Source organism: Streptomyces katrae (assembly GCF_000717655.1).
GTDB classification, from domain to species: Bacteria; Actinomycetota; Actinomycetes; order Streptomycetales; family Streptomycetaceae; genus Streptomyces; species Streptomyces katrae_B.
Genome location: NZ_JNZY01000025.1, coordinates 79,031 through 90,666, shown reverse-complemented (window position 1 = coordinate 90,666; position 11,636 = coordinate 79,031). Strand labels below are relative to the sequence as shown.

Annotated in this window: 10 protein-coding genes and 1 pseudogene; 5 read left to right on the top strand and 6 right to left on the bottom strand. The window is 70.0% G+C overall.

Features of this window, described 5'->3' with window-relative positions:
- The 3 genes from IF09_RS0127095 to IF09_RS48060 all read right to left on the bottom strand — a co-directional run.
- Positions 1 to 1,111 (bottom strand): Hsp70 family protein (locus tag IF09_RS0127095; protein ID WP_030299862.1); only part of this gene is annotated, 1,111 nt, incomplete at its 3' end.
- Positions 1,112 to 1,297: 186 nt separating this feature from the next.
- Positions 1,298 to 1,726: an Hsp20/alpha crystallin family protein gene (locus IF09_RS0127090; protein WP_030299861.1), complete on the bottom strand. Its 429-nt coding sequence runs from the start codon at positions 1,724 to 1,726 to the stop codon at positions 1,298 to 1,300.
- An 84-nt stretch (positions 1,727 to 1,810) separates the two neighbouring features.
- A complete protein-coding gene (locus tag IF09_RS48060; RefSeq protein ID WP_267882183.1) occupies positions 1,811 to 2,242 on the bottom strand; it encodes a SpoIIE family protein phosphatase in 432 nt (143 codons plus the stop codon).
- 56 nt (positions 2,243 to 2,298) lie between these two features.
- Here IF09_RS48060 and IF09_RS0127080 point away from each other — a divergent pair, with 56 nt between their 5' ends.
- Together IF09_RS0127080 and IF09_RS0127075 are read left to right on the top strand one after the other, a co-directional pair.
- Positions 2,299 to 3,726: a lipase maturation factor family protein gene (locus IF09_RS0127080; protein ID WP_030299859.1), complete on the top strand. Its 1,428-nt coding sequence runs from the start codon at positions 2,299 to 2,301 to the stop codon at positions 3,724 to 3,726.
- Between the two features lie 364 nt (positions 3,727 to 4,090).
- Positions 4,091 to 4,591, top strand: a complete 501-nt coding sequence (locus IF09_RS0127075; protein ID WP_030299858.1) for a metallophosphoesterase family protein — start codon at positions 4,091 to 4,093, stop codon at positions 4,589 to 4,591.
- Positions 4,592 to 4,635: 44 nt separating this feature from the next.
- Here IF09_RS0127075 and IF09_RS45875 read toward each other — a convergent pair whose 3' ends face one another.
- The gene (locus tag IF09_RS45875) at positions 4,636 to 4,974 is read right to left on the bottom strand and encodes a hypothetical protein (RefSeq protein WP_158710070.1); all 339 of its coding nucleotides are present in this window, start codon (positions 4,972 to 4,974) and stop codon (positions 4,636 to 4,638) included.
- Positions 4,975 to 5,195: 221 nt separating this feature from the next.
- Between IF09_RS45875 and IF09_RS40715 the strand changes: the two genes are divergently transcribed.
- The gene (locus IF09_RS40715) at positions 5,196 to 5,624 is read left to right on the top strand and encodes a hypothetical protein (protein WP_037636110.1); all 429 of its coding nucleotides are present in this window, start codon (positions 5,196 to 5,198) and stop codon (positions 5,622 to 5,624) included.
- Positions 5,625 to 5,797: 173 nt separating this feature from the next.
- A complete protein-coding gene (locus IF09_RS40710) occupies positions 5,798 to 8,902 on the top strand; it encodes a tetratricopeptide repeat protein (RefSeq protein ID WP_158710069.1) in 3,105 nt (1,034 codons plus the stop codon).
- 96 nt (positions 8,903 to 8,998) lie between these two features.
- Here the strand turns inward: IF09_RS40710 and IF09_RS48590 are convergent.
- Both IF09_RS48590 and IF09_RS0127055 read right to left on the bottom strand, forming a co-directional pair.
- Positions 8,999 to 9,568 (bottom strand): annotated as a pseudogene (locus tag IF09_RS48590) (tautomerase family protein); the annotation flags it as partial.
- 25 nt (positions 9,569 to 9,593) lie between these two features.
- Complete coding sequence (locus IF09_RS0127055) at positions 9,594 to 10,325, bottom strand: SDR family NAD(P)-dependent oxidoreductase (protein WP_030299855.1); 732 nt, start codon at positions 10,323 to 10,325, stop codon at positions 9,594 to 9,596.
- 124 nt (positions 10,326 to 10,449) lie between these two features.
- On the opposite strand from IF09_RS0127055, the gene IF09_RS0127050 reads away from it, so the two are divergent.
- Positions 10,450 to 11,361, top strand: coding sequence for a LysR family transcriptional regulator (locus IF09_RS0127050; protein ID WP_030299854.1), 912 nt, complete (start codon positions 10,450 to 10,452; stop codon positions 11,359 to 11,361).
- Positions 11,362 to 11,636: the final 275 nt, after the last annotated feature.

The following is an 11,636-nucleotide window of genomic DNA, read 5'->3' as shown; positions in this document are numbered from 1 at the left end:
TCACGTCGAGGAGCAGGACGTCCTTGACCTCACCCTTGAGGACACCGGCCTGGAGGGTGGCGCCGATGGCGACGACCTCGTCCGGGTTCACGCCCTTGTGCGGATCCTTCCCGGTCAGCTCCCTGACCAGCTCGGTGACCGCGGGCATGCGGGTCGAGCCGCCCACCAGGATGACGTGGTCGATGTCCGAGACCTTGATCTTCGCGTCCTTGACCGCGTTGTGGAAGGGTGCCTTGCAACGTGCCAGCAGGTCGGCGGTCAGCTGCTCGAACTGCGAGCGGGTGAGCTTCTCGTCCAGGTGCAGCGGGCCCTCGGCGGACGCCGTGATGTAGGGCAGGTTGATCGTCGTCTCGGTAACGGCGGACAGCTCGATCTTCGCCTTCTCCGCCGCCTCGCGCAGACGCTGGAGCGCCATCTTGTCCTTCGACAGGTCGATGCCGTAGGCATTGTGGAACTGCTTCACCAGATGATCGACGACCTTCTGATCCCAGTCGTCGCCGCCGAGGTGGGTGTCGCCGTTGGTCGACTTGACCTCCACCAGTCCCTCGCCGATCTCCAGCAGGGACACGTCGAAGGTGCCGCCGCCCAAGTCGAAGACGAGGATGGTCTGGTCGTTCTCCTTGTCCAGCCCGTACGCCAGGGCGGCAGATGTCGGCTCGTTGATGATCCGCAGCACTTTCAGGCCCGCGATCTCGCCGGCTTCCTTCGTCGCGGTGCGCTGGGAGTCGTTGAAGTACGCCGGAACGGTGATCACGGCGTCGGTGACCTCCTCGCCGAGGTACGCCTCCGCGTCCCGCTTCAGCTTCTGCAGCACCCGCGCCGAGATCTCCTGCGCCGTGTACCGCTTGCCGTCGATGTCGCCGCTGGCGGGGAACCGCCAGTCGCTCTCTCCGATGTGGCGCTTGACCGACCGGGCGGTGCGGTCGACGTTCGTCACCGCCTGCCGCTTCGCGATCTCCCCGACCAGGACCTCCCCGCCCTTGCCGAAGGCCACCACGGAAGGGGTGGTCCTGTTTCCCTCGGTATTGGTGATGACCGTGGGCTCGCCGCCCTCCAGGACCGCGACGACGGAGTTGGTCGTGCCCAGGTCGATCCCGACTGCGCGTGCCATCATCCGCTCCTCTCAAACCAACGAGCTCAGAATCAATGAATCTTTCGGCTGTTCACTTCGCGGGGCGGGCCGAGCAGGGCCGTCGCTGTCGAGTTCTGCGACTGCTACGGCCTCGGTCACCCGAAGCTGCGGCGCGCTCAGGATGTCGATCTCGCCCGAGACTGCGACCCTCCTGCCGCGCGCCCGTCAGGCGTTGATCTCCTTACGCGGGCCGTCTGCCCTGATCTCGATCTTCCGAGGCTTCGCCTCCTCGGCGACGGGGATGCTCAGCCGCAGTACGCCGGCCTCGTAGGAGGCCTCGATGTGGTCGGCGTCCAGCATCTCGCCGAGGAACAGCTGGCGGCTGAAGGTCCCGGAGGGCCGCTCCGCGATCAGCACGTCGCTGTTCTCTGCGGACGCGGTGGTTCGCCGCTCCGCCCTGATGTCGAGGACGTTCCGTTCGACATCCAGGTCGATGGACTCGGGGTCGACACCGGGCAGGTCGAGCTCGACGACGAAGGCATCACCCTCGCGGAAGGCGTCCATGGACATGGCCGCCGGCCGGGCCGCGGCGCCCAGCACCTGCTGTGTCAGCCGGTCCAGTTCCCGGAAAGGATCAGTCCGCATGAGCATCATTGTTCACTCCTCTCCCACTCGTCACAGATGCACATGGCGACACTCCCTATATAGCGCGCAGTAAGAAAATTGACAAGAGTCGACTCAAGAATGGGGAATGTGATCACGTCGAAACCTCGGGCGCCCACCGTCCGGCAGCAGCGACGTGACGACTGTGTCGCAGACGTCGTCCAGCGCCGTTGCGGGGTGGGTGAGCGCCGCCCGCAGCCGGCGGAGTCCGACACCGATGTCACGACCTCGGGCCTCGATCAGGCCGTCGGTGTAGAGCACCAGCAGACTGCCCAGGGCCACAGGAAAGGCGGCGGCCTCGAAGCCCACGCCTCCCACGCCCAGCGGTGGGCCCGTATCCACGGCAACCAAGTCGGCCGTGCCGTCCGGCAAGACGATGACCGGTAGCGCATGCCGGTCTCCGGCGCACTGCTCGTACCGTTGCGCGGCTGTGGCCCCTGGCTGACCACCCGCTGCACCGGTCGCCCGCCGGGGGGAAGGTAGAGGTAGGGGAAGCGAAGCGGGTATCCGGCATGCGGCGGGGATAGGACAGCGGGACGCAGGACACCACGCCAGGAGGAGTCGTGGAGTGGTTCGCGGACGGTGATTACTGGCTGAGCAGACTCGTGTTCCAGCGAGGTCTGGCCGTGCTCTATTTCATCGCCTTCCTGAGCACCGCCCATCAATTCCGGGCGCTCATCGGTGAGCGCGGTTTGCTGCCGGTCCCGCGTTTCGTCGCGTCCGTTCCCTTCCGGAGATCGCCCAGCATCTTCCAGCTCCATTACTCCGACCGCTTCTTCGCGATCACCGCCTGGACGGGCACCGTGCTCTCCGTGGCCCTCGCCGTGGGCGTGGCCGACCGCGTACCGCTGTGGGCGTCGATGCTGATGTGGGCAGTGCCGTGGGTTCTCTACCTCTCCGTCGTCAACGTCGGGCAGACGTGGTTCGGCTTCATGTGGGAGTCGCTGCTGCTCGAAGCGGGCTTCTTGGCGATCTTCCTCGGGAACGAGGATGTGCCGCCCCCGGTCCTGGTGCTGTTCCTCCTGCGCTGGCTCCTGTTCCGACTGGAGTTCGGCGCCGGACTGATCAAGCTGCGTCACGACCCGTGCTGGCGCGACCTGACCTGCCTGTACTACCACCACGAGACCCAGCCGATGCCCGGCCCCCTGACCTGGTGCTTCCACCGCCTGCCGCGGCCGCTGCACCGGGTCGAGGTCGCGGCCAGCCACGTGGCGCAGCTCGTCGCTCCGGTGATGCTGTTCGCGCCACAGCCGATCGCGAGCGTGGTCGCCGGCTTCATCGTCGTCACACAGCTCTGGCTCGTGGCGTCGGGAAACTTCGCGTGGCTCAACTGGCTGACCATCCTGCTCGCCGTCACCGCGATCGACGGCGCACGGGCCGCAGACGTGCTGGGCCTGCCCCAACCGCCCTCCTTTGCCGCCCCGCCGACCTGGTACGAGAGCACGGTGCTCGCCGTCGCCGGGCTCATGGTCCTGCTCAGCTACTGGCCGGTGCGCAACCTGCTCTCCCGCCACCAGGTGATGAACTACTCCTTCAACCCCTTCCACCTGATGAACACCTACGGAGCCTTCGGCACCATTGAGCGCACGCGCTACGAGGTGGTGCTCGAAGGCACCGACGAACCGGAGATCACCGACGACACGGTGTGGCAGGCATACGGATTCAAGGGCAAACCCGGTGACGTACGCCGAATGCCCCCACAGGTGGCCCCCTACCACCTGCGGCTCGACTGGATGATGTGGTTCGCGGCCATCTCACCCGCATACGCCGGGCCCTGGTTCACGGCCTTCCTCGTCAAGCTGCTCGACAACGACCCCGTCGTCCTCAAGCTGCTGGGCCACAATCCCTTCCCGTCCTCCCCGCCCACATTCCTGCGCGCCCGCCTCTACCGCTACCGCTTCACCGACCGCCACGAGCTGCGGCAGACCCGCGCCTGGTGGCACCGCAGCTTGGTGGGGGAATACGTCCCTCCCGTCGCCAAGGCAGGCTGAAGCCCCCGGCCTCTGGCTGCCGGACGGGGGCGTCGCCATCAACGGCTCGCTGAGGCACCCGCCGTGTCTCCCCGGTTTCCCTCGGTCACTGCGAGCCCTGAGTCGCCTCGGTTCCCTGCTCGACGCCCTGATCGCCTCCGGTCGTGGCGGCCTGCGTGCCCTCGATTCCCCCCGGTCCCCTGGACGCCGTGGCGAACTCCTACGATCCCGCTCTGGCCCGGCCGGCCGATGCCATGGGTCTGGACGAACCCTCCGCAATGAGCCTGACCGTGCGACGCGGGTGACTCCCGGGGTCCGTGTGGCGCCGCGCCCAGACGGCCGCGTCCGCCGAGGCGCTCGCGGCGCAGCCCCTATCGTGGAACGCATGCGGCTCCTGCTGACCTCGGACACCCACCTCCCCACCCGCGCCAGGTCACTCCCGGAAGCCCTCCTGGCCGCCGTCGACGAGGCCGACGCCGTCATCCACGCCGGGGACTGGGTCGACGAGGCCACGCTCGACCTGTTGGAGTCCAGGTCCCGCCGGTTGATCGGTGTGTACGGCAACAATGACGGCCCGGGACTGCGCCGCAGGCTTCCGGAGGTCGCCTACGCCGAGCTGGAAGGAGTGCACTTCGGGGTCGTGCACGAAACGGGAGCGTCCGCCGGACGGGAGCGGCGCTGCGCCGCGCGGTTCCCAGAGGTGGACGTCCTGGTGTTCGGCCACAGCCACATCCCATGGGACACCACTGCGGAGAGACTGCGCCTGCTCAACCCGGGCTCGCCCACGGACCGCAGACGCCAGCCCTTCTGCTCGTTCATGACGCTGACGGTCGCTGACGGGCAGGTGTACGACGTGACGCTCCACCCCCTGCCCCCGCGGCACTGACCTCTCCCACGCGGCCGTCACCCAGGAGCCGAGCACGCGCCGGCTCATCCGTCGGTCGGGGACCGCGCGGTCCACCAGACTGCCAGCCATGCCGCCTCCTTGACCGCGTCCATCAGGTATGCGGCCGGGATCCGGCGGCGCGGTACGCAGACCGGGCCGACGGCGAGGAACGTCAGCGCCGTGCTCATGCCGGTGCGTCGGGCGTGGCGGACGTCCTCGACCTCCTTGCCCGCACCGCCCGTGATGACCTCGCCGTCGCCGAGATCGAGGGCATGACCAGTGAGGCAGCCGTCGTCGCCGCAGGCTACCGGTGGCTGGCGCCGGAAATCGTCGCGAGCCAGACACGCCGCCCTGCCCGGGCACGAGGCGGGGACGCGTCGCATCGCTCGGGGGAGACGGCGACCAGACGTACGGCTACCCCCCCCGATGGGGTGAGCTTCCGACCGCGGCAAGCATCAGGAGGCTGCGCGCGGTGACAGTTTCGGCGTTCTGGTCGTGTGGTCGGGGTCGCTGGCAGATACTCGTGGCCCGGGGTGGGCGTCCACTGCTGCGGGCTGGCACAGGCCGTTCGTGGGATGTCGGGTTTCGGTCTGGGGGAGGTTCGGTGACGGGCATTGAGCTGCTGGCGGGCGCGGCAGTCGGGTACCTGATGCGCAAGCTGCGCCGCGCGGCGGAACCGGCTGACGCGGAGGCCGACCAGGCCTTCGACATCGGCATGGACGCCATCCACGACCTGGTGAGCCGGCAGCTCTCGGGCGACACGGCGCTGGAGACCCTGGTCACGGAGGTCGGGCGCGGCGGCGGGGAGGTCAGTGAGCGGACCGTGCGCCGGGTGAGCGACGCGGTGGCCGAGCACGCCGAGCGTGATGCCGGATTCGCCGAGCAGTTGCAGCGCCTGGTCGATGCCGTGGAGAGCCGCGCGGGGTCTGCCGGGGCTACTGGGACGGTCCACCAGTCGGCCACCGCGTCCGGAAGCAGTTCGGTGCACCAGGCCGGCGGGAACATCACGATCTACCGGAACGAGCGGCCTTGACCGGAGCCAGGTGGCCCCGTCCCGATGAGCCGGGGTTCGGTCGCCGGCGGGAGCAGCGTGCTGTCGCGTCCGGATTCGGCCGGGTGTTCCAGGCTGCGGGCGACATGGTGGTCTACGAGGGCGGGGAGCCGTATCGGCTCGCGCCATGGCCGGCGCCCGGGTCTGGTGGCGGGGTGCCGGCGCAAGCGGCGCTCGGCGGCGGTGCCGTGCAGCCGAGTGCACTGCTGCAGGCGGGCGGCGCTGTGGTGGACTTCGCGGGGCGGACGGCGGAGCGGGAGCGGTTGCGGCAGTGGCGCGATGCAACCGGCACGCTGCGTGTGTGTCTGGTGCACGGGCCGGGAGGACAGGGCAAGACGCGGCTCGCGATGGAGGTCGCGACCGAATGGGGCGCTCAAGGCTGGGCGGTCTTGCGGGCATTCCATCGCAGAGACCGGCAGGCTCCGCCGGCCTTCAACGTTCCGGAAGGCCTGGGCACGGCCGCAGGCGTGCTGGTCGTGCTGGACTACGCGGAGCGGTGGGACACCCCTGACCTGCTGACGTTGCTGGATGACACGAACGTGGGTGCGGGGCGGGGCATCCGGGTTCGGGTCCTGCTGCTCGCCAGGCCGAGCGGGGTGTGGTGGCAGAGCGTCGCCTACCGCATGGAGCACGACCTCGGCGTGCACGCGGAGCGCTTCGAACTCCCGCCTTTGGAGAGCGACCCCGCGGTGGACCGGGCGGGGCTGTTCTCGGCAGCTCGGGACCGGTTCGCCGAACTGCTGGACATCCCCGATACCGGGCCGGCCGGGCTCCCCGCGGGCCTTGCGGACCGGGAGGAGTACCAGCTCGTCCTGGCCGTGCACATGGCCGCCCTCGTCGTCGTCCTCGCCGTACACCAGGGTGATGAGCCGCCGAGTGACCCCGTCGAGGTCTCGGCATATCTTCTGGCCCGGGAACGCCACCACTGGCTCTCCCTGTGCCACCGCCGTGAGGACCCGCTCCTGGTGACGGCGAACGACATGGGGCAGATCGTCTACACCGCCACGCTCACCGGGCCGCTCGGCTACGCCGACGGGAAGCGGGCCGTCATCCGGGCGGACATCGAGAGCTCGCAATCACCGGGGGCGATGCTGAAGGACCACGCCCGCTGCTATCCGCCCGCCGCGCAACCGGGGGCGGCAGGAACGGAGCCGGCCACCGTGCTGGAGCCGCTGTACCCGGACCGGCTGGGCGAGGACTACGTTGCCCTGCTCACCCCCGGCCATACCCACGACCACCCCGCTGACCTGTGGGCCGACGAGGCCCCCGCGCGTCTGCTGGCTCCCGCGGACAGCACTGGCCCTGCTGCCGCGGACGAGGGCCCGGTGTGGACCCGTCGAGCGCTGACCACCCTCGTGGAAGCCGCCGCCCGGTGGCCCCACTTGGCACGAACCCAGCTCTGTCCGCTGCTGCGCACCACGCCTGCGCTCGCCATACAGGCCGGCGGGGCCGCGGTAGTCGCTCTCGCCACTCACCCGCACATGGACCTCGACGTCTTGGAGGCCATCGACGAACTGCTCCCCGAGGAACGCAGAGAGTGGGCTCCCGCGGCGGCCGCCGTCGCCGACAGGCTTCTCGACCACCGCCTTGCCGCCGCGGCCGACGACGCCGAGGAACGTGCACTGATCCGCGGAGACCTGGCCAACCGCCTCGCGAACGTCGGCCGGCACGACCGGGCCCTGGCGCTCACCGAGGAAGCCTTCATGTCCCTGCGCGAGTTGGCGAACCGCGAGCCGTCCGCGGCCCGGCTGCCCTCCCTCGCGTACTCCGTCGGCAACTACGCCGTACGCCTGGCCCAGGTCGGTCGCGCCGACGATGCGCTGACCCGTTCGAATGAGGCCGTGCTCTGGTTGTCCGTTCTCACGGCGCAGAACCGGGACAGATTCCTTCCCGAGCTGGCTCGGGCGACGCACAACCACGCGCGCTGGCTGACAGACGCGGGACGCGAGGAGGAGGCGCTCAGCTGGTCTGCGGACGCCGTCGAAATGCTGCGTGAACTCACCGTGCAGCCCGACGGCAGTCTCCACGTCACCTCCATGCGAGACCTGTTCTGCGTCGTGTCCGCCCACGCGCGGCTTCTGGTGAACGCGGGGCGCGATGCGGACGCCCTCACCTACTCCGGGCTGGCCCTGGGAGCGCTCAGGGACCTTGTCCGGCTGGACCGCGCAAGGTTCCTGCCCGACCTTCCGGCAGCCCTGAGTGGCCATGCGACGCTGCTGGAACAGACCGGGCGCCCGCTCGACGCCCTGTCGCACTCCGAGGAAGCGGTCGAGGTCCAGAAGGAGTTGGCGAGCCTGGACGGGGATCCCCACCTGGCAGCCCTCGCGAACGCGCTGGGGAGCCATGCGGTGCTGCTCTCGAATCTCGGGCGCGGGGCGGAAGCACTGCGCGTGTCCGAGGAGGCGGTCCACACCTGCAGGGAGTCGGTCCACCAGGACCGGGACGTCCACCTGGCGGCGCTCATCGCGTTGGTGGCCATGCACATGGTGCTGCTGGAAAGGGCCGACCGCCTCGCCGAAGCCTTCGTCTGGTCCGAAGAAGGAGTCGCCCTGTGCCGGGAGAAGGCCGGCCGCGATGGCGACTCGAGCAGCCTCGCAGACCTGGTCCGTGCACTGATCCCGCACGCGACGCGCCTGATGAGGATGGGACGTTTCGACGACGCCTTGGTGTGCTCGCAGGAGGCGGTGGCCGGCAGCCGTGAGCTGAGGGGCGGACCGGCCGACACGCCGGGCCTTCCCATCGCCGCCGGCTTCCACGCCCAATGGCTGGAAGAAGCGGGGCGGCTCGATGACGTCCTCACCTATTCGGCGGAGGCCGTCGAGATCGCACGCGGACGCGTCCAAGCCGACCGCGACGCCAACCTGCCCGACCTGGCGGCTACGGTGGGCAACCACGCGCTGAGGCTCGCGGACGCGGGACGGTGGTCGGACGCGCTGGAGCACTGCCGCGAGTCGACCGCGATGTTCACGGAACTCTTCGAACGAGACCCCGATGCCCACCGGGTCGGTTACGTACGAAACACCGTGTGCTTGGGCCACATCCTGATCAAAGCCGGCCGATTCACCGAAGCCGTCATCCCCCTCCTCTTCGCCCTTGGCATGGCGCCGCAGCTCAAGGAACACGAGCACCCGATCGGAGCCTGGATCACGGACCTCGTACGAGCTGCTCACGCCGGCGCTCCGCAAAGCGTCAGACGCGCCTACCAAGAGTTCACCGGTCACGAGATGCCGGCCTGGTTCCAGAGGCCGCCATCCGAATGACGTCGGGGCGCCGCCCGCCTCCTGGCCGGGCACCAGACTCGGAAGCACGAACTTTGGCCCCCGGTCTCCGTGATGCCTCAACGACGAGTGAACCGCTCAGGCCCTGACCTGGCGAGTCGATCGTCGGCGATCACGGGCTACAACTGCAGTCTGGGGGGCAGGCCCGTCATCCGCTCCCGGGGCGGCCGGCAGGCCGACCGAGGCCTGCGGCTCGGGGGCGCTGCACGGCGCGAGAATGTACTGGGAGCGTCCACGGCCGCGTCGGCGAAGGCGTTCTCCCGGGGCAGCGGCCGCAGTCGGCGTCCGTCGGCCGTCACGATGCAACGGTGCCGTTGCCAGTGCGTGTTCGTGGCCGGCCGTACACGGCGGTTGGCGGCCGACCACGTGGTGGCCGCCGGTCCAGGCCGCCGCACGGCCATCCGCTGCCGGTGCCGCCGCGGCACCGGCACGGACGGCCGTGTGAACCGGCGAGCCCTGCTCCCTGTTGGCGTCGTGCTGTTTGTCCGTCGGGAGCCGGCGATGCCCCAGTCCCCCAGGGCCACTTCGTCGATCAGGACGAACGTGAGGGCCGGGGCCTTGCCGAGGACCCCTGACCAGGAGGTCGGTGATCCCGGCGATGATCTCGGCCTTCTGGGCGGTGGTCGCGCCTTCGCCGGTGATCTTGACGTTGACGTACGGCCCCGGCGGCGGCTCAGGCGGCCCGGCCGGTGACGTGGCCGCCGTCCACCCGCAACGCGTGGCCCGTGACGAAGCCCGCGCTCGCCAGGTACAGCACGGCCTCGGCGATTTCCGAGGCCTCGCCGACCCGGTCGAGGAGGGCGAGCCCGCCGAAGGAGTCCACGTCCGATCCCTCGTGCAGCGGGGTGCGGATGATGCCGGGTGCTACGAGGTTGACGCGGATGCCGTCGGCCGCCAGCTCCGCAGCGAGGCTCGTGGTCAGCCCGTGCACACCGGCCTTGCTGACCACCGGTGCGCTGGCCGGGAAGCCGGCCAGTCCGTGGTCCACCAGGACGGTGCCGATGTTGACGATGCTGCCGCCCTCGCCCTGTGCGCGCAGCGCCCGCACCACGGCCTGGGTGGTGAGGTAGGTGCCCTTGAGGTTGCCCGTCAGGAAGCCGTCGAGTTCGGCCTCCGTGACCTCGGTGAAGGGCTTGGAAGCGAAGGTCCCCGCGTTGTTGACCAGCACGTCGATACGGCCGAAGCGCTCCAGCGCCGTACGGACGAGGGCCTCGCCGGTCTCCCGGTCGGCGATGCTGCCCGCGGCCCACGCGGTCCGCTCCGGATGGCCGAGGCCGGCGGCGGCCTTGGCGAGGCGGTCGGCGTCCCGGCCGTTCAGGACGACGTTCGCGCCGCTCGCCAGGAAGGTCCGGGCGATGTCCAGGCCGATGCCGCTGGAGGATCCGGTGATGAGAGCAGTGGTCATGGTGAATGCCTTTCGGAGGTGGATCTGGATCGTCGGATCGGTTCGTCCGGCTGACACCACGAAGCTATGGGCTCTCAACCCATAACACCACGACGGAGTTTGGAGCATGTGATAATCCAGCGTTATGGATGTGGACCTGCGTGACCTGGAGCTCCTCGACGCCACCGCCGAAGCCGGCTCGCTGACCGCCGCCGCCGAGCGGCTCTACGTCAGCCAGCCGGCCCTCAGTCAGCGGCTGACCCGGCTGGAAGCCCGCCTCGGCATGCCCGTGTTCGACCGCGAGGGCCGCCGGCTGGTGCCGAACGCCGCGGGCCGCCGGCTGCTCGTAGCCGCCCGGCACGTCCTCGGTGAACTGGAGTCGGCCACCCGCGACCTGCGGGAGATCCGCGACGGCCGCGACCGGCGTGTCCGCTTCACCGCGCAGTGCAGCACCACCTTCCCGTGGCTGCCGCCCGTGTTGCGCGCCTTCCGTGAGCGCGAGCCGGGCATCGACGTGCGCATCGAGACCGTCGCCGACGACGCGCCGGTCCCGGCGCTCCTCGCCGACCTGGTCGATGTGGCGCTCGTCACCAAACCCGACGTGCAGATCGACCGGGTGTCGCTGACCCGGCTCTTCGACGACGAGATGGTGGCCGTGGTGCCCGCCGGGCACGCCTGGGCCGGTCGCAAGCACCTGACCGCACGCGACTTCGACGGGGCCGACCTGGTCCTTTACGACTTCTACGACCAGAAGCGCATCCCGTCGTTGCCGCTGCCGATCCCCGCCGGGGCCCGGCCCGGCCGGATCACCACGATGCCCGTGGTGACCGACCTGGTCGTCGAGATGGTGGCGGGCGGCCAGGGCGTGACGGTTCTGCCCAACTGGGTGGCCGCCCCGTACGTGGCCTCGCACGGCCTTGCCCTGGTGCAGATCGGCGCGAAGCCCCTGACCCGCACCTGGTTCTGCGCCACCCGGACCGGCGAACTCCCGCCCCACCTGGAGGTGTTCGTCGAGGAGCTCGTGGGCCGGCTCGAAGCCCCCCGAGGGGGCCGGTGAGGTCCTGGAGCAGCAGCCGCCGCCCGACACGCGCGGTGCTGCACTCGTCTCGATCGGAACCCCCGCCGTGAAGCCGGTCACCGCGGTGGATGGCGTGATCGTTCCTCACCCGCACTACGCCCTGCGGCGCTGACCCACCCGGTTTTGCGCGCGATCTGACACAGCCGCGGCACCTGCGCCCGACGCCGGCGCAGCCCGACGGCCGGCGCACCCCCGGAATCGTTTCAGCAGCGAACTGCTCCACCCACCGGGTGAATTGGCCGTCATCCTCTGGC

Excerpts from the sequence above, each read along its gene's own strand:
- IF09_RS0127050 (WP_030299854.1), top strand. The coding sequence starts at position 10,450 with ATGGATGTGGACCTGCGTGACCTGGAGCTCCTCGACGCCACCGCCGAA.
- IF09_RS45875 (WP_158710070.1), bottom strand. The coding sequence starts at position 4,974 with ATGCGACGCGTCCCCGCCTCGTGCCCGGGCAGGGCGGCGTGTCTGGCT.
- IF09_RS0127090 (WP_030299861.1), bottom strand. The coding sequence starts at position 1,726 with ATGATGCTCATGCGGACTGATCCTTTCCGGGAACTGGACCGGCTGACA.
- IF09_RS0127055 (WP_030299855.1), bottom strand. The coding sequence starts at position 10,325 with ATGACCACTGCTCTCATCACCGGATCCTCCAGCGGCATCGGCCTGGAC.
- IF09_RS0127075 (WP_030299858.1), top strand. The coding sequence starts at position 4,091 with ATGCGGCTCCTGCTGACCTCGGACACCCACCTCCCCACCCGCGCCAGG.